Annotated in this window: 22 protein-coding genes and 2 tRNA genes; all 24 read right to left on the bottom strand. The window is 30.7% G+C overall.

Features of this window, described 5'->3' with window-relative positions; genetic code table 11:
* Positions 1 to 459: 459 nt before the first annotated feature.
* The 24 genes from MPAN_RS00325 to MPAN_RS00210 all read right to left on the bottom strand — a co-directional run bounded on the left by MPAN_RS00325 (position 460) and on the right by MPAN_RS00210 (position 25,914).
* Positions 460 to 535 (bottom strand) — tRNA-Glu (locus tag MPAN_RS00325).
* A gap of 8 nt (positions 536 to 543) precedes the next feature.
* A tRNA-Ser gene (locus MPAN_RS00320) sits at positions 544 to 634 on the bottom strand.
* A 140-nt stretch (positions 635 to 774) separates the two neighbouring features.
* Complete coding sequence (locus tag MPAN_RS00315; protein WP_176239045.1) at positions 775 to 2,952, bottom strand: Tex family protein; 2,178 nt, start codon at positions 2,950 to 2,952, stop codon at positions 775 to 777.
* A 41-nt stretch (positions 2,953 to 2,993) separates the two neighbouring features.
* Positions 2,994 to 3,665, bottom strand: a complete 672-nt coding sequence (locus MPAN_RS00310) for a hypothetical protein (RefSeq protein ID WP_176239044.1) — start codon at positions 3,663 to 3,665, stop codon at positions 2,994 to 2,996.
* Between the two features lie 99 nt (positions 3,666 to 3,764).
* Positions 3,765 to 4,118, bottom strand: coding sequence for a holo-ACP synthase (gene acpS, locus MPAN_RS00305; protein WP_231756777.1), 354 nt, complete (start codon positions 4,116 to 4,118; stop codon positions 3,765 to 3,767).
* Positions 4,115 to 5,056: a DNA-binding protein WhiA gene (gene whiA, locus MPAN_RS00300; RefSeq protein ID WP_176239043.1), complete on the bottom strand. Its 942-nt coding sequence runs from the start codon at positions 5,054 to 5,056 to the stop codon at positions 4,115 to 4,117. Before whiA ends, acpS begins: the two co-directional genes overlap by 4 nt.
* 1 nt (position 5,057) lies before the next feature.
* Positions 5,058 to 5,975 carry an NAD(P)/FAD-dependent oxidoreductase gene (locus tag MPAN_RS00295; RefSeq protein WP_176239042.1) on the bottom strand — a complete coding sequence of 306 codons (918 nt, stop codon included), beginning with the start codon at positions 5,973 to 5,975 and terminating at the stop codon, positions 5,058 to 5,060.
* A 31-nt stretch (positions 5,976 to 6,006) separates the two neighbouring features.
* Entirely contained in the window at positions 6,007 to 6,639 is a 633-nt protein-coding gene (locus MPAN_RS00290) for an HAD-IA family hydrolase (protein WP_176239041.1), read from the bottom strand.
* On the bottom strand, positions 6,620 to 7,579 hold the full coding sequence (lgt, locus tag MPAN_RS00285) for a prolipoprotein diacylglyceryl transferase (RefSeq protein ID WP_176239040.1): 960 nt from the start codon (positions 7,577 to 7,579) through the stop codon (positions 6,620 to 6,622). The genes MPAN_RS00290 and lgt overlap by 20 nt, the downstream gene beginning before the upstream one ends.
* Positions 7,572 to 8,510 carry an HPr(Ser) kinase/phosphatase gene (gene hprK, locus MPAN_RS00280; protein ID WP_176239039.1) on the bottom strand — a complete coding sequence of 313 codons (939 nt, stop codon included), beginning with the start codon at positions 8,508 to 8,510 and terminating at the stop codon, positions 7,572 to 7,574. The genes lgt and hprK overlap by 8 nt, the downstream gene beginning before the upstream one ends.
* Before the next feature lie 3 nt (positions 8,511 to 8,513).
* A complete protein-coding gene (locus MPAN_RS00275) occupies positions 8,514 to 9,035 on the bottom strand; it encodes a phage holin family protein (RefSeq protein ID WP_176239038.1) in 522 nt (173 codons plus the stop codon).
* Between the two features lie 48 nt (positions 9,036 to 9,083).
* Positions 9,084 to 11,897, bottom strand: a complete 2,814-nt coding sequence (uvrA, locus tag MPAN_RS00270) for an excinuclease ABC subunit UvrA (protein WP_176239037.1) — start codon at positions 11,895 to 11,897, stop codon at positions 9,084 to 9,086.
* Positions 11,890 to 13,869, bottom strand: coding sequence for an NAD-dependent DNA ligase LigA (gene ligA, locus MPAN_RS00265; RefSeq protein ID WP_176239036.1), 1,980 nt, complete (start codon positions 13,867 to 13,869; stop codon positions 11,890 to 11,892). The genes uvrA and ligA overlap by 8 nt, the downstream gene beginning before the upstream one ends.
* A gap of 103 nt (positions 13,870 to 13,972) precedes the next feature.
* Complete coding sequence (locus MPAN_RS00260; RefSeq protein WP_176239035.1) at positions 13,973 to 15,235, bottom strand: ATP-dependent helicase; 1,263 nt, start codon at positions 15,233 to 15,235, stop codon at positions 13,973 to 13,975.
* 55 nt (positions 15,236 to 15,290) lie between these two features.
* Positions 15,291 to 17,369: an ATP-dependent helicase gene (locus tag MPAN_RS00255; RefSeq protein ID WP_176239034.1), complete on the bottom strand. Its 2,079-nt coding sequence runs from the start codon at positions 17,367 to 17,369 to the stop codon at positions 15,291 to 15,293.
* Positions 17,370 to 17,383: 14 nt separating this feature from the next.
* Positions 17,384 to 19,015: a glutamine--tRNA ligase/YqeY domain fusion protein gene (locus MPAN_RS00250; RefSeq protein ID WP_176239033.1), complete on the bottom strand. Its 1,632-nt coding sequence runs from the start codon at positions 19,013 to 19,015 to the stop codon at positions 17,384 to 17,386.
* Between the two features lie 75 nt (positions 19,016 to 19,090).
* Positions 19,091 to 19,846 (bottom strand): class I SAM-dependent methyltransferase, encoded by a 756-nt coding sequence (locus MPAN_RS00245; RefSeq protein ID WP_176239032.1) that lies wholly within the window; start codon positions 19,844 to 19,846, stop codon positions 19,091 to 19,093.
* A gap of 85 nt (positions 19,847 to 19,931) precedes the next feature.
* Positions 19,932 to 21,614, bottom strand: coding sequence for a hypothetical protein (locus tag MPAN_RS00240; protein ID WP_176239031.1), 1,683 nt, complete (start codon positions 21,612 to 21,614; stop codon positions 19,932 to 19,934).
* A 175-nt stretch (positions 21,615 to 21,789) separates the two neighbouring features.
* The gene (gene tsaD, locus MPAN_RS00235; protein WP_176239030.1) at positions 21,790 to 22,800 is read right to left on the bottom strand and encodes a tRNA (adenosine(37)-N6)-threonylcarbamoyltransferase complex transferase subunit TsaD; all 1,011 of its coding nucleotides are present in this window, start codon (positions 22,798 to 22,800) and stop codon (positions 21,790 to 21,792) included.
* Positions 22,800 to 23,231, bottom strand: a complete 432-nt coding sequence (gene rimI / locus MPAN_RS00230) for a ribosomal protein S18-alanine N-acetyltransferase (protein ID WP_176239029.1) — start codon at positions 23,229 to 23,231, stop codon at positions 22,800 to 22,802. Before rimI ends, tsaD begins: the two co-directional genes overlap by 1 nt.
* On the bottom strand, positions 23,209 to 23,811 hold the full coding sequence (gene tsaB, locus MPAN_RS00225) for a tRNA (adenosine(37)-N6)-threonylcarbamoyltransferase complex dimerization subunit type 1 TsaB (protein ID WP_176239028.1): 603 nt from the start codon (positions 23,809 to 23,811) through the stop codon (positions 23,209 to 23,211). The genes rimI and tsaB overlap by 23 nt, the downstream gene beginning before the upstream one ends.
* On the bottom strand, positions 23,808 to 24,266 hold the full coding sequence (tsaE, locus tag MPAN_RS00220) for a tRNA (adenosine(37)-N6)-threonylcarbamoyltransferase complex ATPase subunit type 1 TsaE (protein ID WP_176239027.1): 459 nt from the start codon (positions 24,264 to 24,266) through the stop codon (positions 23,808 to 23,810). Before tsaE ends, tsaB begins: the two co-directional genes overlap by 4 nt.
* A gap of 7 nt (positions 24,267 to 24,273) precedes the next feature.
* Positions 24,274 to 25,578, bottom strand: coding sequence for a glucose-6-phosphate isomerase (locus MPAN_RS00215; RefSeq protein ID WP_176239026.1), 1,305 nt, complete (start codon positions 25,576 to 25,578; stop codon positions 24,274 to 24,276).
* Between the two features lie 12 nt (positions 25,579 to 25,590).
* On the bottom strand, positions 25,591 to 25,914 hold the full coding sequence (locus MPAN_RS00210; protein ID WP_176239025.1) for a S1 RNA-binding domain-containing protein: 324 nt from the start codon (positions 25,912 to 25,914) through the stop codon (positions 25,591 to 25,593).
* Position 25,915: the final 1 nt, after the last annotated feature.

The raw sequence follows: 25,915 nt of genomic DNA, 5'->3' as shown, positions 1-25,915 counted from the left end.
ATTTATTATTTATCATAAATATTACATCAAAAAATCCGCTATTTCTCATATTATACCACGTGTATATATTGAATAACAAAAATATATTTACAACAATTTCCACGCTTACCACGCCTGAAATAATAAATATCCATAAAACTAATAGCAACATAAGTCTATGTTTTCACGTTGTATTCAAAACTATCTATCAATTTCTATTTTGCAGAAAGAAATTTGCTTATGTTGTTATAATTTTCAATATTTTACTATTTATTTTAAAAATCCGCCATTTTCCAACAAATAACATTCGATCTGCTGAAGAAAATGCTGCATATATCAAGCTAATAAAAATCAAACGCTCTAATTGATACTATCATTTGAAATCTTAAAGAATAATATGTGTTTTTGGATACATTTAACGTCTTAATAAACAAAAAAACTACCACCCTAGAGTTTAGGATGATAGCACACTCAAAATGGTGGTGACCCGTACGGGGTTCGAACCCGTGAGTGCATGCGTGAAAGGCATGTGAGTTAACCGTTTCTCCAACGGGCCAATAACGATGGCGGAGCAGGAGGGATTTGAACCCTCGCGCCAGTTTCCTAGCCTACACCCTTAGCAGGGGCGCCTCTTTAGCCGCTTGAGTACTGCTCCAATCGTTTATTACACGCGATTTCGCGCCTTTATAGAATAACGTATTTTTTGATTTTTGTCAACTATTATTATGTTTAATAAGGTTATCTATATCATTTTTTTAAATAAGGGACTTTAATATTTTTAAAGCCCCATATTTTTTATTGTTGAATTGTATTTTCTAGCATAGTAAGTCCAACCTTACCACGATTCGTATCAATGTTTAAAACATAAACTTTAACGATATCTCCAACGTTTACAACATCTTTAGGATGTTTAATAAACTTGTTTGACATCTTAGAAATATGGAGTAATCCATCTTCTTTTAATCCTACATCAATAAATGCTCCAAAGTCTACTACATTTCTGACTGTACCTTCTAATTCCATACCAACTGTTAAGTCTTCTAGTTTTAGAATATCACTTTTTAATAATGGTTGAGCAAATTGGTCTCTAGGGTCTCTAATAGGCGCAATAAATGCATCTAATATATCACTTAGCGTATATTGATCCACATTTAAGTCTTGTTGAAGCTTAGATCTATCCATGTGTTCAACAATTAATTTAACTTCATCTTTACCAAACATATCACCAGTCAAATTAAATCTTTTCATAATTTCTTTTGCTACTGGATAACTCTCAGGATGGACAGCAGTCATATCAAGTGGTTCAACACCTTCAGGTATACGCAAAAATCCAATTGCTTGTTCAAATGATTTATCTCCAAGACGAGGAACTTTAATAATATCTTCTCTATTGTTAAACTTACCAATTTTATCTCTATATTTAACAATATTAGTTGCGCTAGTTTTATTTAAACCAGAAACATACATTAATAAAGCCTTACTGGCTGTATTAACATTTACACCAACATTATTAACAGCTTGTGTAACCACAAAGTTTAAACTATCATTTAATTTCTTTGGTGCAACGTCATGTTGATATTGACCAACACCAATACTCTTAGGATCAATCTTAACTAATTCTGATAATGGATCTTGAAGACGTCTAGCAATAGATGCTGCTGATCTTTCTTCAACACTAAAATCAGGAAACTCTTCTCTTGCAAGTTCACTAGCTGAATACACTGAAGCACCAGCTTCATTGACAATCACATATTGAACTTTCATATCTACTTCTTTAATTAACCCAGCAATGAAACTTTCGGTTTCTCTACTTGCTGTGCCATTTCCTATAGCAATAACTTCTACTTTATGTCTATGAACTAAACGAAGAATATCACGTTTAGAATTCATAACTTGTTCATCAGTTATTGATCCACCTTTTGTCTTTTCATGTGGATAAATAACACCTTTTTCTAAAACTTGACCTTGTTCATTACAAACACTTAATTTACAACCTGTTCTAAATGCAGGGTCTACACCTAACACAACTTTCCCTTTTAAAGGAGGTTGTAATAATAGTTTTTGAAGGTTATCTGCAAAAACTTCAATTGCTTGTTCTTCTGCTATTTCATTTAATTCAGCTCTAACTTCTCTTTCAAGTGAAGGGTAAATTAAACGCTTAAGTGCATCTGCAATAGCATCTTTGATTAAAGGTGCTGCTGGAGATGATTCATTTTTAATCATCTTTTTCTCTAAATATGAAGTCATTGTTTCTTTATCTAAATCAATTTTAACTGTAATCACTTTTTCTTTTTCTGCACGATTGATTGCTAATATACGGTGTGGCTTCATATGTTTAACAGGTTCAGAATACTCATAATACATTTCATAAGTTTTACGTTCATCAACTGCATTCTTTTTAACTGAAGTTGCTACGACACCAACTTTAACCATTTCAGCTCTTAATGATTTACGATAATTTGCATCATCAGAAATCATTTCTGCAATGATATACTTAGCACCCTCAATTGCTTCTTCAACTGAACTTACTTTATCATTAACAAATTTAGCTGCTTCTTCTTCAATACTAGTTTCTGGAAACATCAATATAAAATTAGCTAAAGGCTCCAAGCCTTTAGCAACTGCTTCAGTTGCTTTTGTCTTTTTCTTTTCTTTAAATGGTCTATATAAGTCTTCAACTTCTACAAGTTTATCAGCTTTTAAAACCTCATTTTTTAACTCTTCAGTCAACATACCTTTTTCATCTATAAGTCTTATGACTGCTTCTTTTCTATCAAGTAAATTATTTTGATACTCCCAAGTCTTATGAATCTCATTAATTTGTTCTTCATCAAGACCACCTGTTGCTTCTTTACGATATCTAGCAATAAAGGGTATAGTGTTGCCTTCATTTAACAAATCAAGGACACTTCTAACCTGTTTATCACCAATTTTTAATTGTTTTTTAATACCATTAATAATTTGTTCATTCATGTTTTTTACTCCTTTATATAGCATAAAAGGGCACAGCCCTTTTATAAATTACCTAATTGTTCAATAATATCTTCAACGTCAGTATAAAGCATAAAGAAATCTTCAATACTTTCTGGTTGCATATCATATACTAGTAACATATCATTATCGTCAGCATTCAAATTTAAGTGTGTTAAATTTGTATCTTCTAGTAAAATAATATTTTCTGAAGCATCTAAATCAATAAATAATAATGGAGAATCTATAATATCTTCTAGTTTATCAATTTCAGTTTGTATCTCTTCATTAAGATCAGAACTGTGATAAAAATAAAAATAGAATACATCATATTGATTTAAGATAACTCTTAAATCTTCATATTGTGATTTACCAATGAAATAATCTAGATCTCCATAAGTTGTATCATTTACATATTTTGTAATTGCTACTAACTCTTCTGTTTGAAGTTGATTATAATCAGCATATGGATCAACATCTTCTTGAGTCATATAATTATTAACAATCATTACAATAGCTGCAACTACTAATCCTAGAGCTATGATTGCTATACCAATTCTGAAAAACTTGATTTCACTTTTTGATGGTTCTCTTTTAGTATTTACTGGAATCATTGTAGCTTTTTTAGTTTGATTGGCTTTTGGTTTTGCTTGTACGTTTGTTTTCGAGTTTACTTTTTTTCTGTTCTTTGCGTTTTTATTTTGTTTTTTCGCCATGTTTTCACATCCTATTCATAGAAAATTATACCTAATATTCGTTAAAAATACAACCATTTGTTTAAATATGTAAATATCAAGATATTATAATCTTTCACTTTAATTTTGTTCGATAACACAATAACTCATCGCATAAGCATCTGTGTGCGTTATTGTTATATGTATTGTTTTATTTTCAATATATTTAGATGATACATATGGTTTTCCATTTTCATCATTCAAAATTGAGAAATCCGTATAATTTGCAGACCCGTCACCTTTAGATATAGCTTTAAAGATTGCCTCTTTAGCCGCAAATCTTCCGCCTACAAAGCTTAGTTTAACTTTGTCGTTAGTTATGCCCTTATATATCAATTGTTCTTCTAAACTCAATATACGATTGATAAAGCGTTCATTAATAAGTTCCTTGATTCGATTAAGCTCAACTAAATCTATACCGATTCCTAAAATCATTTGGAGTTCCTGCTTTCTCTAATTTGATCTGCCATTTGTTTAATCTTGGCAAATCTATGATTCAAGCCTGATTTACTCAAATTCTCTTTATATTGATCTTCATATAAATCACTGAGTTCTCTTAATGAGATGTCTGGATTTTCTTTTCTTAATTCCATAATTTGTTTTATTTTTTCTGGTATATGTTTTTCTGGAATATATGTTTCAATTAATTCGATATCTCTAATTTGTTGATTTGCTGCAACTATTGTTTTTTTCTCATTTGCAATCTCGCAATTCATCACTCGATTGATTGAATTATTAAAATCTCTTTTGATTCTTATATCTTCAAATTTAAATACCGAGTTTTGTGCACCAACAACTTGTAGAAAATCACTAATACCTTCAGCATCTTTAAGATATGCGATATACCCATTTCTTCTTTTAGTGACTCTAGCATTTAAATCAAATGCGTTCATCACTTGTTGGATAAATATAATACGATCTGCATCAGGTGTATAAATCTCTAAATGATATTCTGCAGTTTTTGGATGATTGACAGATCCACTAGCTAAAAACGCAGCTCTTAAATATGCTCTTTTAGCTTCTGGAGATTGTGTCAATAATCTTTGATTTTCAATAGAATCTTCTAGCAAGCCATGTTCATTAACAATATCTTCAACTTTAGATTGAATGCGAATGATAATGGTTTGTCTTTGATTTAATTTTTTTTGTTGCTGTGTAATTAAAGAAGTTTCTGCTTGATATAGTGTTCTTACCAATTGTAAAAACCGTTTTGCAACGGTTGGGTTATTCGTTTTGAAATCTAACATTTTCAGTTTGTTTTCAATATGAAATTCCGTATGAAGATTTAGGAAAGCTGAAAATTCAGCTAATTGTCCTTCTAGATCTATAGGAATAGATACTAGTTCTTCTTTTACAATTTTAGCAAAACTCATCTTACTTCCAAGTTTCTAAATATCTTAAAACATTTTGTGCTGCAATTGCACCATCTGCAGTTGCAGTAACAACTTGTCTTATTTGTTTTACAATAACATCACCAGCTGCAAAAACACCATCTACTTTAGTTTGCATTTTTTCATTAGCTTCAATGTATCCATATTTATTGGTAACACCTAAATCTTTAACCATATCAGTAACAGGTGTTAATCCTACATATTCAAATACACCGTCTGCTGCGATTGTTTCTTCTTTACCATCAACATCTGATTTAATAACAACACCAGTTAATCCTTTATCATCTTTTAAGAATTTTGATACCAATGTTGAATATTTAATATCTACATTTTTCATTGCTCTTAAAATATCTTGGGCTTTAGGGTCAGCAGTTAAATCAGCTAAATTTTGAACAACAGTGACATGAGTTGCTAATGTAGCAAGATAACTTGCTTCTTCAACAGCACTATTTCCGCCACCAACAACTACTACTTTACGGTCTTTATATAATGGACCATCGCATATAGCACACCAGCTAATGCCATTCATTGCAAGCGCATCTTCGTTTTCTACACCTAATCTTCTAGGTATGTTTCCTGTAGCAACGATTAAAGCTTTTGATTCATATGTTTTATTTGGTGTAATTAATTTTTTAACATTTCCATCTAATTCAACTTTAGTAACTTCATCATATATAACTTCGATATCTAGATCATATGCATGATCAATCATCATTGTTGCTAATTCATATCCAGCAACTTTTTTAGCACCCGTATAGTTTTCAATTTCATTATATTTTGATAATTGTCCACCTGGAGTATCTCTTTCAAACATAGCAACCTTTAAATTTGCTCTCTTAGCGTAAATCGCTGCAGTGATCCCTGCTGGGCCTGCACCAATGATTAAAACATCATATAACATTTTTTTATATCTCCTTATAACTTTTTTTTATTTATATTATATCTCTAAGATTATCTAAATTATCGATAACATATTCTGGTTGTTCCAAAAGCATTTCATGTAGTCTAGATGAATAAGTAACTGCACAACTTTCAATACCAGCTTTTTTTGCTGCTTTGATATCATTTTCATGATCACCAACATATAATGTATCTTCTTTTTTAACATTAAGCAATTCTATTGCTTTTAAGAGTGGATCTGGATTGGGTTTATGATTTTTTACATCATCATATCCCACGATCAAATCAACATCTTCAAATAGATTTGTTAATTTTAAATGATATGTTGCAACATCTTTTAATTTTGATGTAACAACACCAATTTTACATCCTTGATTTTTTAAATATAGAATTGTTTTCTTTGCGTTAGGATATGCTTTTAATCCTTCTTCAATCATCATATTAGAAACATTTCTATAATGATCTATCATCTCATTAACTAAATCTTTATCATCTGTGTAAAACTCAAATGTTTGCCATAGTGTCTGTCCAAGAAAATTAGATAATTCTTTTTCGCTCAATTCTACTTCTTTTAAATGTGTTTCAAATGTTTGTTTAAATGCCTCTAAAATGATTGTGGGTGTTTGAATTAACGTACCATCTAAATCAAATAGGATTGTCTTCATGCGTCACCAACATTTCTTTATAGTATTTTTGATCTTTAAATATGATTCTCTTTAAAATAAGTAAAAGTACGCCTCCGCCTGCAAATAATGATAATGATAAAACGATATTTGCTTTTAATCCAAATATATAAAGTGGATCAGTTCTAAGTGGCTCAATAATTAAACCCCTGCCTAAACCATACCATATTAAGTACAGTCCAATCATATCTCCAACTTTAAAGAGTTTAAATCTTCTTGTAATTAACAAGAATACTAACCCTGTAAAGTTCCATAATCCTTCATAAAAGAATGTTGGATGAATGATCGTGCCTGTTGAAGTCGTCATATTAGTTTTTATAAAATTAGGTAATATATTTAAGATAAACTGACTTTCAATGACAGGACCATGGGCCTCACCATTCATAAAGTTACCCCAACGTCCTACAATTTGTCCTACTAAAAAGCCAATTGCAATCATATCTGCCATAACCCAAAAGTCTATTTTCTTTTTCTTTGTAAAAAAGATAAGAAATACTAATGCAGTAATAACAGCTCCATGGATTGCAAGTCCACCATTTGTGATGTTAATAACATCCATAAAGGTTTCATAATGTGGATTAGGATCAAATATCACATAATATAATCTTGCACCTATGATAGATAGTGGAACTCCAAATAAGAGTCCATCAAATAGTTTTTCTGTATCCCATCCAACTTTTTTAAATTCAAAATATGATAATGTAGCCCCAATAACGATTCCCGTTAAGATGAATATCGCATACCATGCGATAGTTGCAAATCCTAAATCTAAAGCTGTTTTATTATCAAATTGATTTATAGTTGAATCAAGTGGTGAACCATTAAGTGAACTAACAGCTAGAATAATCAATAGAATAAATGCTAGTAATGATCCTCCATAAAGGTATATGCCTTGTTTATTTTTCTTTAAGTAATCAATCATCCTCTTCATCCCTTCTATCTCTTCTTGCTTTTTTTGATACTGCTTCTGTTAATTCTTTTGCAGCATTATATCCTAAAAATTTTAGTTTTTGATTCATTGCAGCACTTTCAACTAATGTCGCAACATTTCGTCCTGGTAGAACAGGAATTGTAATTTTAGCAATTTCAGTATCAAAAAATTTAACTTTTTGAGTTTCAATACCTAATCGATCATAAAATTTTCCTTGTTCCCAATGTTCTAGTTCAACAACTAATCTAATCTTTTTAGTTTCTCTATAAGCGCCTGCACCAAACATAGATACAACATCTACGATACCGATGCCACGAACTTCAATATATTTTTCTAATATTTTTGGTGCGCTACCTATTAAAACGCCATGTGCAGCCTCAAAAATATCTACTCTGTCATCACTTACTAATATATGTCCTCTTTTTATAAGTTCTAAAGCTGTTTCACTTTTACCTATACCAGATTTACCAGTAATTAAAGTTCCCATTCCATCAATATCAACTAAGACACCATGAACGCTAGTTCTTGGAGCTAGTTTTGAATGCAGATATGAATATAATACAGAACTTAAAGCTGTAGTTCTGGTATCGCTTTTTACAATAGCAACTTCATATTTATCACCAAGTTCAATAAACAAATCCTCTATGTCTACATTGACAGAAAAGATAATTGCTGGTGGTTTTTGCATCATGATATTTTCGATTCTTTTTCTTTTGACATCTTTTGGTAAAAGATTCATAAAATGATCTTCTTTAGACCCTATCAATATAAGTCTTTCTTTATCAAAAAAATCAAGAAAGCCTGCTAACTCTACACCTGGTCTAGATAGCATTTCAGCTTTTATTTCATTTTCTAATCCTACTTTACCAGCAATAATGTTCAATCCTAAATCTTTCATTAAATGTTTAACTTTTAATTTCATGATTTACTTGCCCTCCAAAAACCTAATTTTTTTCGTATATAACCATCTTCTTAAATATATAGATAATACAAATCTTAAAATGCTAAATCCAAACGAAAATATAATGAGTTGCTCAACTCCTGGAAAATGAAATCCTGTTGAAACTATAAAATCTATTAAATATAGAATTAAAATTTGTGTTAAAACAGATAATAATCCCATGGATAAGATAAGCATTCTCATAAAATATTTAAACATTAAAATCTTAACAAAGTTTTCAATTAATGTCAGTAAAATAATACCTAATACATATCCTAAGATTGTAATCTCTATTAAAGGTGCATGAATACCAATCGCTAGGCCTATGACAACAGCACTAATTAAAAAATTAATTAGAAAAGAAAAAGTCATATGAACAACATAATTGCTATGTAACAAAAATCCAAAACTAATTGCGGTATTTTTGCCACTTCTGTTCTTCTTTATTTGTTCAAATATTTTTCTAATTTCTTCTTCACTTGGTTTTTTAGGATCTTTTGAATTCATGTTGCCCCCTTGACATCATTTATTATAACAAAAATAGTTTATTTTTTGTCATTTTAAAACTTTTTTTAAATATTGCCCTGTATAACTAGCATCAACCATTGCGATTTCTTCAGGTGTCCCTTGTGCGACGATATAGCCACCAAGATCTCCACCTTCAGGTCCAAGGTCAATGATATGATCTGCATTTTTAATAATATCTAGATTATGTTCAATAACAACCATGGTTGCACCTTCGTCTACAATACGATGTAATACTTTTAATAAACGTTTTACATCATCTGTATGAAGTCCAGTTGTTGGTTCATCTAAAATATAGATTGATTTATCTGTGATCTTTCTATAAAGTTCACTTGCAAGCTTAACTCTTTGCGCCTCTCCACCTGATAGTGTAGTTGCGGATTGTCCTAATTGAATATAGCCAAGTCCTACATCATGAATGATTTTTAATTTATTATAAATTTTAGGATGATTTTCAAAAAATGCCATTGCATCATCTATTGTCATTTCTAAAACATCTGCAATTTGTTTACCTTTATATTTGATTTGAAGTGTTTCATGATTATATCTTTTCCCACCACAAACCTCACAAGAAACATAAACATCTGGTAGGAAGTGCATAGATATTTTTTTAACTCCATCACCCTTACACGCTTCACAGCGTCCACCTCTAACGTTAAATGAAAATCTTGATTTTGTATATCCTCTAGCTTTCGCTTCATTAGTCATTGCGTATAAATCTCTTATGTCATCAAATACGCCTGTATAGGTAGCAGGATTTGATCTTGGTGTTCTACCAATAGGTGATTGTGATATTTCAATAACGCGTTCAATTAATTGTTGATCGTTGATTGCTGTATGTTCGCCTGGTTTATCTTTAGACTTATAATATTTTTGTTGTAATCCTTTTAATAAAACTTCGTTTACTAAAGATGATTTACCACTGCCTGATACACCAGTTACTACTGTAAGTTGTCCTAATGGAAAAGCTACAGAGATATCTTTTAAGTTATTGGCTCTTGCTCCCATAACTAAAATATCTTTGCCCATGCCTTTTCTTCTTTTTTTAGGAACATCTACAAATAACTCACCTCTTAGATATTTACCTGTAATGCTTGTGGGATGATTCATAACTTCTTGCGGAGTTCCAGCTGCAACTACATTCCCACCTTGCTTTCCAGCTTTAGGTCCAATATCTATTAAATAGTCACTTGCAAGCATCGTTTCATGATCATGCTCAACAACGATTAACGTGTTGCCTAGATCTCTCATTTTATGAAGTGTATCTATTAATTTATGATTATCCCTTTGGTGTAGTCCTATAGAAGGTTCATCTAAGACATATAAAACACCTGATAGTTTTGATCCAATTTGAGTTGCTAATCTTATTCTTTGAGCTTCTCCACCTGATAGGGTTCCTGCTTGGCGATGTAGAGCTAGGTAGCCTAGTCCAACATCTTGTAAGAAGGTTAAGCGATTAATGACTTCTTGCAAGGCAAGTTTTGCAATTTGTTTTTGCTCAACGCCTAAAGAAAGATTTTCTAAAAACTTAATCTCTTCATCAATTGATAGTCTTGTAAATTGATCAATATTTTTCCCACCAATTTTAACAGATAAAGCACTTGGGTTTAATCTTGCTCCATTACATGTGTGACATTCTGATTCAACCATAAAGTTTTCAATCCATGTTCTAATCCAATCACTTGTAGTTTCTCTATAACGGCGTGTTAAGTTAGTAATAATACCTTCATAAAAATCAAAAGCTTCATGTTTTCTACCTGAAGTTGATTTTAATTTAAAATGAATTTTATCTGGAGAACCATATAAAACAATATCTAACTCTTCTCTTGTAAATTCTTGCATCGGTTTAGATACATCAATATTATAAAACTTACATGTTTCTTCAACCATTTGACTGGTTAAGTTTTCTTCATCATTATTTTTATATGGAATAAGTCCGCCATCTAAAAGTGCTTTTTCAGGATTAATCACTAGATCTTCTGTGATTTCTAATCTATATCCTAGTCCATTACAAGAAGGACAAGCTCCTATAGGTACGTTAAAAGAGAATATTCTTGGTTCTAAATCTGGAATTGTGAAATCTGAATCTTCACAACTATAATTTTGACTAAAAGAGACGATTGCATCATCATCGACTAAAACCTTGGCTTTTCCATTTGCAAGTCTTGCTGCTAGTTCTAGTGCATCATAAAGACGAGATCTAATACCATCTTTAATGATGAGACGATCGATGATTAAATAAAAATCATGATTTTTATTTTTATCTAAATCATCCATTTCTTCTAATGTGCACGTTTGTCCATCTACATATGCTCTTGTAAATCCTTCTTTTAAATATTGCTCAGCTACTTTTTTTAATGTCCCTTTTTGTCTTTCAATAATTGGAGACATAATAATGACTTTACTACCCTCTTTAAAGTTATTGACTCTGACAGTCATTTCTTCAATAGATTGTTTTGTCAAAGGTTCATCTGAATTTGGACAGTATGGAATACCTATTCTAGCATATAACAATCTTAAATAATCATAGATTTCAGTTACTGTCCCCACTGTTGATCTAGGATTATTTGATGTTGTTTTTTGATCAATACTAATTGATGGAGATAATCCATCAATACGATCAACATCAGGTTTTTCAAAGTTACCTAAAAATTGTCTAGCATAAGCTGATAGACTTTCCATGTATCTTCTTTGACCTTCTTGATATAGTGTATCAAAAGCTAGGGATGATTTTCCACTACCTGATATACCTGTCATGACGACAAGTTTATTTTTAGGTATTTCAATATCTATGTTTTGTAAATTATTTTCTCTTGCTCCAAAAACTCGTATTTTGTCATCCATTAATTTTCACCTTGAAGTCTTCCTCGTCTAATACTTTTACGCCTAGTTTGTTTGCTTTTTCAAGTTTTGAGCCTGCATCAGAGCCTGCTAAAACATAATCTGTTTTTTTACTGACAGACGAACTGACTTTACCGCCTAATTTTTCAATAATAGCTTGTGCTTCATCTCTTGTATAGTTTTCTAGTTTTCCTGTAAGAACAAATGTCTTTTGATTAAATTCATGTTCAATAATCTCTTCTTTTTCAAATGATACATTTAAATTAAAAGATTTTAGTTCATCAATTAGTTTTATATTTTCTTCTTTTTCGAAATATGAAACTACAGATTGTGCAATCATTTCACCAATTTCATTGATCTCAGTTAACTCATCATAAGTTGCTTCTTTTAGTTTATCGATAGTTGGATAATGATTAACTAATACTTTTGCAACTTTCGCGCCTACATGTTTAATCCCTAATCCAAAGATAAGTTTGTCAAAACTTTGTGATTTACTGTTTTCAATTGCTAAAATTAGTTTTTCAACTTTCTTTTCTGCAAATCCCGGTAGACCAACAAGTTCTTCTTTGTGATCTTTTAGTCTATAAATATCTGAAATAGAATTTAAAAATCCTAGTTCATGTAATGTTTCAACTACTTTTTCACCTAACGTGTCAATATCCATTGCCACTCTAGATGAAAAATGAATTAATGCATTCATATGTTTGCCTGGACAATCTATATTTGTACAATAATAATCTGCTTCACCAGGTTTTCTTTCCACTAAGTGCCCACAAACAGGACATGTCTGAGTCATCTCGAATGGTTGTTGATCTTTTCTTTGAGATAAATCAACTTCTATAACTTCAGGAATAATTTCTCCTGCTTTATGTACTTTAACGATATCACCTATTCTAATATCTTTAGCTTTTATATAATCCTCGTTATGCAATGTCGCACGTGAGACTAAAGATCCTGATATTGTAATTGGCTCTAATTCTGCAACTGGTGTAATTACACCTGTTCTACCGATTTGAAATGTTATATCATTCAATTTAGTTAATGCTTGTTCTGCTTGAAACTTATAAGCCGTAGCCCATTTAGGATATTTTGCGGTATATCCAATAGGTTCATGCATATCAAAAGCGTTGATTTTTATAACAACACCATCTGTTTCATAATTCAGTGTTTTTCTTAAAAGGTCATACTTTTGGATTTCTTGAATTAGATCATCTACATCTTTAGACAAATGAAAATGAGGATTTATCTTAAATCCTAATTTTTTTAAATAGTTCAATGCTTCTTCTTGAGTATCTACATAATCTTGAGCATTTACTATTTGATATAAAAATGCATCTAAATTACGTTTGGCTGCAACGCGACTATCTAACTGTCTAATAGTTCCTGCAGCTGCATTTCTTGGATTTGCAAACAACGCAAGATTATGATCTAATCTATCTTCGTTTAATTTATTGAAACTTTTGTGAGGCATGTAAATTTCGCCTCTGACTTCTATATCGATATCTTCATTTAATTTAAGTGGTAGACTTTTGATTGTTTTAACATTCTCTGATATGTCTTCACCGACAAGTCCATTGCCTCTAGTTGCAGCTTTAACAAATTGCCCATTTTCATAAATGATGCTAACTGCAAGCCCGTCAATTTTTAATTCTGAGATGTATTGATAATCACTCGTTACTTTTTTAATTCGATCATCAAATGCTTTTAACTCATCAAAGCTAAATACATTTGATAGACTCATCATAGGAACTTTATGATTGACTTTAACAAATCCGTCTAAAACAATACCTCCAATTTTATCTGTTGGAGAATTTGAAAGTTTATATTCAGGGTTTTTGTTTTCTAAATCAATAAGTTCTTTTAGATATTGATCATAATTATAATCAGTAAGTGTAGGCTTATCAAGTGTATGATAATCATAATTTGCTTGATTGATTAAGTTTGTTAGTTCTTCTATTCTAAGTTTTACGTTCATATGAATTCACCCATACATATTATAACATTAAATAGTCATTTTATAATGTGTTACGATTAGATTTATTTGACCACTAGAAGATATATCTTCTATAGGCGATATTTTAGTAATCCATATGAATCTCTTTATATACCTTTGATTTAATGCCTGTCTCTTTGATAAAAAGCGACGGGCTTTGTCTTTTAAAATAATCATTATATCTGACATGTGTAAAGATAAGATGTTCTTTTGCTCTTGTCATTGCAACAAACATTAATCTTCTTTCTTCTTCTAAAAACTTTTTTTGATGTGTTTGATAAGAAGGAAATATACTCGATTCTAACCCTAAAATAATAACAACTTCAAATTCTAATCCTTTAGCTTGGTGTATGGTTAGCATATGAATATGTTGTTTTTGATTCATCAAATTAGCCTCATCATAATAGCTAAATTCATTTATTTTAAATTGGTTTTTTAGATGATAGCTTCGGTAATTATTACGATAAAGCACTGCAATTTCTTTAGGTTTTATACCATCTACAATATATGATTTTATCATATTTTCAATCGTATTTGATTCATCTTCAGGATGCATAAATATGTAACTATAGATTTGATTTGTTTGTTTATTGAAAGGTAATAAATCTTTTTTTAGATTTCTGTAATTTCTCTTTATGATGCGATTTGCATGTTTTATGATTGTTGCGTTAGATCGATAATTTATCGTAAGCATTTCTACTGTCGCTTGGTAGTCTTTGATGAATTGATTTATAATTTTTGGCTCAGCTCCTCTAAATCTATAAATGCTTTGATCAGGATCTCCAACACATAATACTTTTGTGTTTTTAGAAATTAAGGATTTCAATATCATGTATTGTAGGTGATTCGTGTCTTGAAATTCATCAACAAATATATAATCATATGTATATGTTTTGTTTTTCGTGTTTATAAGTTTATAAAAATCTATGAGTATGTCATCAAAATCTTTTAAATGATAGTTATTTAAATATGTCTGATAACTATCATATATTTTGGGTTTCTTAGTTTTAAAATATGAGTTTTTGTAAACTTGAATATCTAATAATTCGGCTTTTGTGAAATGATGTTCGTCTTCTATAAATATATTGTAGTCATATCTTTTATTTTTTTTTAGTTCTTGTAAACAAAATTGATGAAAGGTATGTATCGCTAAATTTTCGTCTCCAATTCTAGTTTGCATTTCTTTTCCTGCTTTATGTGTAAACGTAAGTGCCAGTATTAAAGTTTTTTTTACTCCAGTATCTAGTAAATACTTAATTCTTTCGATCACAACTCTTGTCTTACCACTGCCTGCACCTGCTAATAAAAAAAGAAAGGGCTCTTGAGTAGAAACCACTTTCTTTTGCATCTCGTTTAACTCCATATGAATCACCCCATATGATAGTATTAAACTTTTATATATATTACTTTTTAACTTTTTTAATTGCTGGATGAGATTCCAAAAGGTTCTTGATTCCATAAGGCATCGCAAAAGCTATGGTTGCAATATCTTGATCAACTGATACAACTACACCTCTACCAAATACTTGATGATCAACATGATCTCCTGTTTTTAATAGATGACTTTCCTTAGCGTAAGTTACATGTTCTTTTGGTACATCTGTATTTAATCTTGATTCTTTTAAGAATCTTGAAGGATATCCCATTTTTGTTTGACCATACACCATACGTCTTTCCGCATAAGTCATATATAATCTTTCTTTCGCTCTTGTAATTCCAACATATGCAACTCTACGTTCTTCTTCAAGTTCATAAGTACTCATCAAGGCTCGATCATTTGGAAATATACCTTCTTCTAAAACAACCATAAATACAATCTTGAATTCTAATCCTTTAACTTGATGGTAAGTTGCTAATTTAACATGATTGTCTTCAGTGACATCTTGATCTAAATCAGAATATAAAGCAATTTGATCTAACTGTTGATTTAATTTTTCATAAAAAGTTCCTTCGTAGTATACATCACCACGCGTAAAGACAGATTGAAGTTCTTTCAAGTTATCCATACGATCTTCTGAACTTTCACTATCTTCAAGTTTTAACATATCCATATATCCTGTTTTACTCATTAAAACAGGCATAAGTTGATATAAGTCTTCCATTTCATCAAATGCTTCTTTTAAATCTAGGATGATTTGTTTAAATTTTAGTAATGATTCTTTTGCTTGACCTCTCAATATAACAAAATCAATTGCATCAAACATAGAAATACCTAAATGTCTTGCTGTATCTTCAAGTTTTCTAACGCTGACTAATCCAATAGAGCGTTTAGGCACATTAACTATCCTTTTTAAATAAAAGTCTTGAGAATGATCGTTTGCAACCCTAATATAAGCGAGTGCATCTTTAATTTCTCTTCTTTGATAAAAAGATATACCACCATAAATAATATATGGTATGCCATCTTTGATTAAAGCATCTTCAAAGAGTCTTGATAATGCATTATTTCTATAAAGAATTGCGATATCATCATATTGATATCCTTTTCTGATGAGTTGATTAATCTGATTAACTACATAGAATGTTTCTTGATAATCACTTTGTTCTTTATTATATACGATAGGTTCTCCCTGACCTAAATCACTTTGAAGATTTTTTTCGCTTGGTCTATTAAAATTATTAGCAATAAGTTTATTAGCCGCATTTAATATAAGATTAGTTGATCTATAGTTTTTATCTAAGACAACCTCTTGGGCATTAAAATCTTTAAGAAATAATTTAGAGTTGTTATAGTTAGCTCCTCTAAATCCATAAATGGATTGATCAGGATCTCCTACGACAAATAAGTTTTTATGAACTTCACCTAAGATCTTTAAAATTTTATATTGAATAACATCTGTATCTTGAAATTCATCAACTAAAACATGATCAAAACGATGTTGATATAATACTCTTATCTCTTTATAGTCTGTTAAAAGTTCGAGTGTATATATTAATAGATCATCAAAATCTATCAATTGATTTTCTCTTAAATAAGTCTGATATCCTTTATAAATCTTTTCTTCATCAGATCTTTCAAACTCTTCCATACGATTTGATTTAAATAATGAAATAAGACTTTTTAAAGCTTTAACTGAAAACATCTTTGAATCAAAACCTAGATCTTTAATCACATCACTAACTATTTTCTTCCCGTCATCTTCATCAATAACTGTAAATGATGCTTTATATCCATAAGGTAGCTCTGCAATATGTCTTCTTAAGATTTGTAGTCCAAATGCGTGAAATGTATATAACCATACATCCATTGCATGTGGTCCTGTCATATCAATGACACGTTCTTTCATTTCTCGTGCTGCTTTATTTGTAAATGTAACTGCTAGTATTCTGCCAGGCTTTACACCTTGCATAATTAAATAAGCAATTTTAGCAGTTAAGGTTCTTGTTTTACCAGTTCCTGCTCCAGCTACAACAAAAAGCGGTCCGCCTGGATGGATTACCGCTTGTAATTGAGATTCATTTAAGGTTGCTAGCCAATTCATGGCTCACCAACTTTCTATTTATAACTACTTCTTAGTTGTACAATCTCATTAAATACTAAATGATCTTTTGTAGAATCATCATCCACATTAAAATAACCATTTCTAATAAATTGGAATTTATCTTGTGGTTTAAAGTTAATTAAGTCATGTTCAACATAACCTTGTTTAACATGCCATGAATCATCATTGAATCTATCAAGTAATTCCATAGAGTCATCACCAATAATCATCGCATCAAAGAAATTAAAAGTTGCTTTTTGTGCAGTACTTGCTTCCACAAAGTGAATGGTGCCATTAGGTTTTCTATCGTCAAACCCTGATCCTGATTTTGTGATCGGATCATATGTCACTAACACTTCAATGATATTTCCTTGATCATCATATTTAACTTCATTTGCTTTAATAAAATATGCATGAAATAATCTTACTTCGATACCTAAAGCTAATCTCTTATATTTCTTGTTTGGTTTTGTTAAAACAAAATCTTCTTTTTCAATATATAAATGTTTAGCAAAAGGAATATTTCTTTTACCCATTTCAGGTTTGTCAGGATGATAATCAGTTTCTAAATATTCGATTTGATCATCTGGATAATTTGTTATCGTAACTTTTAAAGGATCTAAAACAGCCATTGCACGATATGCGACATCTTGAAGATCATCTCTTACTGCTGCTTCTAACATATTTATTGATACTGTAGAATTTATTTTAGATAAGCCTGTTGATAAAATAAAGTTTTTAATCGCATGAGCTGTATATCCTCTTCGTCTCATACCAGCTATGGTAGGCATTCTTGGATCATCCCATCCTCTAACTTTATGGTCTTCAACGATAGCTCTTAAAAATCTTTTTGATAAAACTGTATTTTCGATATTTAAACGACCAAATTCAATTTGTCTAGGAATTTTAGGCATTTCAGTTTCTTTTACAACCCAATCATACAAAGGTCTATGATCTTCAAATTCTAAAGAGCATAGAGAATGCGTGATGCCTTCTATTGCATCTTCAATTGGATGTGCATAGTCATACATTGGATAAATACACCATTTATCTTTTGTATTATGATGATATGCAAAGCTAATACGATAAATAACAGGATCTCGCATGTTCATGTTTGGACTTTCCATATCTATTTTAGCTCTTAAGACACATGTGCCTTCTTCAAACTTACCATTTCTCATATCTTCAAAAAGAGAAAGATTTTCTTCTACACTTCTATTTCTATATGGTGAAGGCTTTCCAGGTTGATTGATATTACCTCTGGTATTTTGAATTTCTTCAATACTTTGATGATCGACATAAGCCAATCCTTTTTTGATTAAAATAACTGCTCGATCATACATTTCATCAAAATAATTTGATGCATATAAAATTTGAGCAGGCTCATAGCCTAACCATTTAATATCTTTAATAATTGCTTGTACATAACTTTCATCTTCTTTTACTGGATTTGTGTCATCAAATCTCAAGTTAGTATACCCACCATACGCAGTTGCACTCTCAAAGTCAGTAATAATTGCTCGTGCATGTCCAATGTGTAGATGTCCGTTTGGTTCTGGTGGAAATCTTGTGATTATTTGGTCATGTTTTTTGTTTTCTAAATCTGTTTCTATAATTGTTTTTATAAAGTTTGAATGATTTTCCATATATAACTCACCTCAAGTCTACTATATTATATGATAAAAAGGCTTAAACCTCAAGTTAAAGCCGTATGAATTTTTTTATTTCTTCCGTGATTTTGTCCCAATGTAACACCCAATGTTTAATTCAAAGAGTCGACCTTCATTATTCGTGTCTTCAAAGATATCAAGAAGTTCAAATCCTGCTTGTAATTGACCTTTGATTTGTTCTTCTACTGTATGAGAAAACTGCATACCATAATCATTTTTAATCATAAAATCATATTGATCTTGATGAACAAGCGGATCAAAAGGAAGCTTATGAACTATTTGTGTTTCAGATTCATCAACAATAAAATTAGTGCCTGTATCTAAGCCTGATAATAGAAGTCCGCCTTTTCTTAAAACACGTGAACATTCTTTGAAAACATGATATACATCTTTAACATAAACATTTGATACAGGATGAAAGATTAAATCAAATGACTCATCTTTAAAAGGTAGTTTTTTAGTCATATCTCCTTTAATGATAGTAATATCATATCCTTCTCTTTGTTGAACAATTCTTTCACTCTTTAATTGCTCATCTGATAAGTCAAAGACAGTAACTTGCGCTCCAAGTGCAGCAAAAATTGGCATTTGCTGTCCGCCTCCACTTGCTAAACCTAGAACTCTTAACCCTTTAAAAGGCAAGAACCAGTCTTTAGGAACGACTATGTTTGGAGTAAGCACAACATCCCACTTACCTTTAGTAGCATTTATATATGTTTGATGGTCAATAGGTTTTCCCCATTCCCATCCTTGCTTACACCACTCATCAACAGTTTTTTCATTTATTTTTACAAAGTCTTTTTTCATATTGCCACCTCTAGTTATTTTATCATGATTTCTATATAAAGAAAAAAGCTTAACTATTTTAAAGTTAAGCTTTTATAATAATTGATTAAGGTAATGTTAAACCTAAAATATCTTCTAATGTTAATGAACTATCTTCTAATTCTAATAATAATGCATCAAATACTTCTTCTTGTTCAGCGTCATCAAGACCTTCAAGCGTATCCATGAAAGCTTCAACTGCTTGTTCGGGATCACCTGCTGGGTCACTTAAGCTAGCGATTATATCATCTACTGAGTCAACAATTTCTGGTGGAAGATCAGTATCTCCACTTAAACCATCTAATACGTCGCTAATAGTGTCTTGCAAGTCACCTAAAAGGATTGTATCGCCTAGACCAACATATAGTCTAAGTTTATTGTTAACCATTGCTACCGCGTTAATTGTCATACCAGCTTGACTCATTTGTTCATCGAAATTTCTAATGACAAGATTTCCATCTTCATTAATCAAGTCAGTATCACCTAACATAGTTAAAACATTTCCAACATGTTCTTCAGTTAATGTTACTTCACCTGCAGTTAATTCATTAAGTACGATCACTAAATCAGTACCCTCTGTAGTCGTAACGATAGTAGGAAGTGCATCAATTTTAATAATTGTTTGGAAACTATGTGTCGGTTCTAATATAGAAACAATTTTTAAAGGTATATTAACAACAAATAAATTATCTGTCATTGTTATATATGGAACATATGCTGTCATCGTATAATCTTCAAGTAACGGTGATTCTATAAGAATGCCTGGAGCTTGTTGTTGATCTTTTAACATATAATCTAATACTCTATTTAAAGTTAATTCGCGGAATTCAATATATGGATCAGTATCTGTAGTTAATGAAGATAATAAAATTGAAGTCGCTTTTGATTCTAGAATATCTTGTAATTGTTGATCAGTTGTAATTTTTTGTGCTGGAGTTAATTCAAATGCTGGATCAGAATCTTTAGTTTTACCTAAAGCTAGAGAAGCATCAAAACTACCATCATTAAATCCTATTTCTAATAATTCGTTTTCATCAACAAATGCCATAAGTGAATTAATTAATGCCGCTTGTTCACTATTTTCTATTTGTGAATCAACTAATGTTTGTACATCAACTCTAATTTCTCGTTTTGTTGGATCAAATTCTGCCATACCATTAAGTTGGCCATTAATCATTTCTTCTAAATCGTTGCCTGTAATCGTAGACACTGCCCAATCAGCAGCTCCAAAAGCCCAAGCAAGTGGAAGATTTCCGATAGTTAACTTATCTAAAGTTAATACAATTTCATCTGTATTAGCTTCAAGTTCAAATGTAATTAAAAGTCTTGTTTTAAATGTGATTCCAGACATGAATAAATGTATTCCGGATTCAATTTCAACTTTACTTTCTTCAAATCTTACCCAGCTACCTTGATAACCATACATAGGTTCCTTCATGACGTAATTTTTTTCGTCATCAGTAGCACTATCTACTAGATAGTTTGGATTCATACCTAAGAAAGTTTCTTTTAACATTAAATTTGCTTCGTTTTGAGAGATTCCTAATTCAATTGCTGAATCGGTATCATTACTTTCTAAAAAAGTATCAACTTCCTCATTAATCATATCAGCTATCAATACTGTGTTACCGTCAGATGTAAAATCATCAACAGGTATTTCTACACTTTTATATAATAAAGCTGCCATAATAAGTGGAATGGCAATTATTGACAAAATGGGTATAACTATAATTTTAAATAAAAACTTCATGCTAATCACCTCTTTTATTTGAGTATATATTATAACATTTACGCTAAAAACACAATATGATTGCATTAATATGATACTTTTGTTCAAATATCGTAAATTGCTTTGTTTGTATATTTTTTAAAAAAGTCTTGCGAAAAATCATTTATAAATGAACAATCGCAAGACTTTAAATTTTTTATTTAATTTCCATGGTTTCAAAAGCAATCGTTGATAGCCCACCTAATAGATAATTAGGATGTGCCCCTTGTTTTTGATATTGATAGTATGCTGCAGCACCAATCATTGCTGCATTATCTGTACAGTATTTCATATCTGGAATTAAAATTTCTTTATCTTTAATCTCTTCTTTGATTCTTGCTCTTAATCCTTTATTTGCTGCAACACCACCAGCTATAATAACTTGTTTAACATCAAGCTTTTGACAAGCTAGTTTTGTTTTATCTACTAAAACATCTAACACACTTGCTTGAAAAGATGCACACATATCATTAACTCTAATTTCTTCATTTTTTTGATTTGCATTGTGAACTATATTGATGACAGAACTTTTCAATCCTGAAAAACTAAAGTTTAATGAATCTTTTTCTAAATATGCACGAGGTAGATTATACGTATCTTTTCCTAATAATGATAATTTATCTATAATAGGTCCTCCTGGATAATCTAAGCCAAGTGTTCTTGCTACTTTATCATAAGCTTCGCCTACTGCGTCATCTAGGGTTGTACCTAACATTTTAAAATCCATATGATCTTTTAAATATAATAATTCAGTATGTCCACCACTTACAAGTAATGCAATAGCAGGGAACTCTATCGTGTGTTCAATATTAGCTGCATAAATATGGCCAATTAAATGATTGACTCCTATAATTTTTTTACCATTTGCAAATGCAAATGCTGTTGCTGCATTAATACCAACTAATAAGCTTCCTATTAACCCAGGACCTTGAGTAACAGCAACTAAATCAATTTCATCAATTGATAATTTTGAATCTTTTATTGCTTGATCAAATACTCTAGTCATATGGATAACATGGTTTCGTGATGCGATTTCGGGTACTACACCACCAAACACTTTATGTATATCAATTTGTGATAAAACGATATGAGATAGAACTTCTTTACCATCTTTTACAATGGCAACACTGGTTTCATCACAACTGCTTTCTACTGCTAATATGTTCATTATTTCACCTCTTTTATGCATACATATCCATCTTCGTTTTCATAATATTTCTTACGGATATGAGACACTTTAAATCCTATTTTTTCATAAATGTGCTGAGCTTTTTTATTGCTTTTTCTGACCTCTAAAGTCATCATTTTTACTTTTAAATCTATTAAATAATTTGTAGTATAGGTTAAAAGTTCAGTTCCTAATCCTTCATTTTGATGATCAGGAAGAACTGCAAAATTCATCATTTCTGCTTGGTTGTCATATACTCTAAAGCCTATATATCCTATGACTTCATTTCCTCTTTCATAGACAAAATAATGGCTAAAAGGATTATCAATTAATTCTTGAAGAATAAATTTTTCTCCAAGTGATTGATTAAATACTTTTTTCTCTAGTTTGACAATATAAAATATATCTTTAACTTCTGCTTTTCTTATCATGGTTATTTTCAGCTTCCGTCTTTCTTAGATAATTAGGAACAAGATCATGAACATTTTTTACTAGAACGCTTTTTTGATAAACAAGTTTAGCTGAGACTAAAAAATTTCTATCATCAATAAAAACAGTCTTAGATCCTTTATATACATCAATGCTTGATAAGTCATCTAAATATCTATATCCATCTTCTAACAAAATTTGGTCTTTATCGTGTACTTCAGAGAAAACAAATCCTCTTCTTGCATCTATCAATGCAGCAACTTTTTCTTCATACCCACTTGTCATGAAATAAAGTGAACTTACCGTTCTTAAGGGTATGTTTTTTGTATAAGCTAGCATTTTACCAACCATCACAGCAATTCTTAATCCTGTATAGCTTCCTGGTCCAATACCGATAATGATTTCATCAATATCGTCTATTGTTAGATGATTTCTTTTGATAACTTGTTCAATTCGATCTACTAAATATTTAGCATGGTCTCTTTTAGCTATTCTTATACTAAAATCTGCTAATTCATCATCTTTAGCATATCCAACAAACATTACACTTGTTGAAACATCAAATAATAATCTCTTTTTCATACGTAAGCCACCGCTCTTTTACATGGATATCCAACACAATCTAAAATAAACTCTCTTTGGGTATCTGAAAGTTTTTTTATTTTAATGAGTAAATAGTCATTTGGCAATAATTCTTCAACTTGAAACGGCCATTCAACAACAACCATACCATTTCCATCAATATATTCTTCTAAATCAAAGTCATCCCCAGATTCAGATAATCTATATAAATCTAAATGAAAAAATGTTGTTCTTCCATCTTTACTCTCATATTTTTTTAATATAGTATATGTAGGACTATTAACGATTTGCTCAACTCCTGCACCTTTAGCGATGCCTTGAGTTAAAGTTGTTTTACCAACACCTAAATCACCATCTAATAAGATAACCACATGTGGTTCATCTTTTAATAATAATCCAATTTCAAATCCTAAGTTTTTAGTTTCTTCTACACTATTTGTTATTTTCTTCTTCATATGTCTCCTATTTTAATACGTGTTCATATCCTTTTTTTCCTAAAAGTGCGAACATATTCTTTTTATATGCTTCTACCCCTGGTTGATTAAATGGATTAACTTCAATTAAATATGCACTCATCGCACATGCTTTTTCAAAGAAGTACACTAAATATCCAAATGTATAACTATCAAATGAAGGAATACTTAATAACATATTTGGAACTAAACCATCTTTATGCGCCATCATTGTGCCTTTTAAAGCTTGGCTATTTACATAAGATAGTGTTTTTCCTGCTAAATAGTTAAGTTGATCTAAATCATTTTTTACACTTGGAATAATTGTATCTAATGTAGTATTTTCAACTTTAATGACTGTTTCAAATAAATGACGTTCGCCCTCTTGGATGTATTGTCCTAAAGAGTGAAGATCTGTAGAGAACCCAGCGCTTGCAACAAACAATCCTTTATTCTCTTTGCCTTCTGATTCACCAAAAAGTTGTTTCCACCATTCATTAACATATAGTAAATTTGGCTCATAACCAACAAGCATTTCAATTTTATATCCTTTTTTGTATAAAAGATATCGAGTTGCAGCATATAGATATGCTTCGTTTTCTTCTAATTTAGGATTTGAAAAACGCAACTGTGCATCGTGTGCACCTTTTAGCATTTCTTTAACATCAATTCCATCTGCAGCAAGTGGTAATAATCCTACTGGAGTTAAAACACTATATCTACCACCTATATCATCAGGAATAATAAACATTTCATAGCCTTCTTCTTTACTCAAGCTATAAAGTGCACCTCTTGCCTTATCTGTAGTTGCATAAATTCTTTTTCTAGCTTCAACTAAACCAACTTGTTCTTCAAGAAGTTTTTTTAAAACTCTAAAAGCTACCGCTGGTTCAGTGGTTGTCCCTGATTTAGAAATAACGTTTATACTAAATTTTTTATCTTTTAAGTAAGAAACTAAATGATTTAAATAGCTACCAGACATTTGATGTCCTGCAAATACAACTTCTAATTTTTTTTGTTTAAAAGGCTCGTTTAAAAATTCAAGACCCGCTTTAGATCCTAAATAAGACCCGCCTATACCAATAACAACTAAAACATCACTATCATTTCTAATTTTATCAGCAGATTTTAAGACACGTTCAAATTCATCTTTAGGATAATTTTCTGGAAGATCTAGCCATCCTAAAAAATCACTGCCTTTTCCTGTCTTGTTGTGAATCATTTCATGTACTTCGTTTACTCTTTTTTGCAATTTTTCTGGTTGCTCGCTCAAAAATGAGCGTGCGTCATCAAGCACGATATTGATATGTGCCATATAAAAACACCTCTATTTCTTTGTTTTGTCTATCCAAAACGGTAACGCTTTGAATAACGATTGAAATCCAATTTTAATTTTTACCATCTTTTTGATTCTAGGATGGATGGGATTCGCCTTTTTAAAACTTAATTTAAGTCTTTTTTGTTCTTCATCAATTTCTAAAATGGTGGCTTCTACTTCATCTCCTACACATAGTATGTCTTCAATAGATGCGACATATTGATCTGATACCTCGGAAATATGAATCAAGCCTACATAATCGTCATATGATACAAAAACACCGTATGGCTGAATACCTGTAATTTTACATACAATATTATCATTTAGTTTCATA

This window comes from Mariniplasma anaerobium (assembly GCF_016865445.1).
Lineage (GTDB): Bacteria > Bacillota_I > Bacilli_A > Acholeplasmatales > Acholeplasmataceae > Mariniplasma > Mariniplasma anaerobium.
Note: the sequence above shows the minus strand (reverse complement) of the source record. Positions and strands in the feature narration are given on the sequence as shown.

Coding starts and splice junctions, on each gene's coding strand:
- MPAN_RS00315 (WP_176239045.1), bottom strand. CDS start 2,952: ATGAATGAACAAATTATTAATGGTATTAAAAAACAATTAAAAATTGGT.
- MPAN_RS00310 (WP_176239044.1), bottom strand. CDS start 3,665: ATGGCGAAAAAACAAAATAAAAACGCAAAGAACAGAAAAAAAGTAAAC.
- acpS (WP_231756777.1), bottom strand. CDS start 4,118: ATGATTTTAGGAATCGGTATAGATTTAGTTGAGCTTAATCGAATCAAG.
- whiA (WP_176239043.1), bottom strand. CDS start 5,056: ATGAGTTTTGCTAAAATTGTAAAAGAAGAACTAGTATCTATTCCTATA.
- MPAN_RS00295 (WP_176239042.1), bottom strand. CDS start 5,975: ATGTTATATGATGTTTTAATCATTGGTGCAGGCCCAGCAGGGATCACT.
- MPAN_RS00290 (WP_176239041.1), bottom strand. CDS start 6,639: ATGAAGACAATCCTATTTGATTTAGATGGTACGTTAATTCAAACACCC.
- lgt (WP_176239040.1), bottom strand. CDS start 7,579: ATGATTGATTACTTAAAGAAAAATAAACAAGGCATATACCTTTATGGA.
- hprK (WP_176239039.1), bottom strand. CDS start 8,510: ATGAAATTAAAAGTTAAACATTTAATGAAAGATTTAGGATTGAACATT.
- MPAN_RS00275 (WP_176239038.1), bottom strand. CDS start 9,035: ATGAATTCAAAAGATCCTAAAAAACCAAGTGAAGAAGAAATTAGAAAA.
- uvrA (WP_176239037.1), bottom strand. CDS start 11,897: ATGGATGACAAAATACGAGTTTTTGGAGCAAGAGAAAATAATTTACAA.
- ligA (WP_176239036.1), bottom strand. CDS start 13,869: ATGAACGTAAAACTTAGAATAGAAGAACTAACAAACTTAATCAATCAA.
- MPAN_RS00260 (WP_176239035.1), bottom strand. CDS start 15,235: ATGCAAAAGAAAGTGGTTTCTACTCAAGAGCCCTTTCTTTTTTTATTA.
- MPAN_RS00255 (WP_176239034.1), bottom strand. CDS start 17,369: ATGAATTGGCTAGCAACCTTAAATGAATCTCAATTACAAGCGGTAATC.
- MPAN_RS00250 (WP_176239033.1), bottom strand. CDS start 19,015: ATGGAAAATCATTCAAACTTTATAAAAACAATTATAGAAACAGATTTA.
- MPAN_RS00245 (WP_176239032.1), bottom strand. CDS start 19,846: ATGAAAAAAGACTTTGTAAAAATAAATGAAAAAACTGTTGATGAGTGG.
- MPAN_RS00240 (WP_176239031.1), bottom strand. CDS start 21,614: ATGAAGTTTTTATTTAAAATTATAGTTATACCCATTTTGTCAATAATT.
- tsaD (WP_176239030.1), bottom strand. CDS start 22,800: ATGAACATATTAGCAGTAGAAAGCAGTTGTGATGAAACCAGTGTTGCC.
- rimI (WP_176239029.1), bottom strand. CDS start 23,231: ATGATAAGAAAAGCAGAAGTTAAAGATATATTTTATATTGTCAAACTA.
- tsaB (WP_176239028.1), bottom strand. CDS start 23,811: ATGAAAAAGAGATTATTATTTGATGTTTCAACAAGTGTAATGTTTGTT.
- tsaE (WP_176239027.1), bottom strand. CDS start 24,266: ATGAAGAAGAAAATAACAAATAGTGTAGAAGAAACTAAAAACTTAGGA.
- MPAN_RS00215 (WP_176239026.1), bottom strand. CDS start 25,578: ATGGCACATATCAATATCGTGCTTGATGACGCACGCTCATTTTTGAGC.
- MPAN_RS00210 (WP_176239025.1), bottom strand. CDS start 25,914: ATGAAACTAAATGATAATATTGTATGTAAAATTACAGGTATTCAGCCA.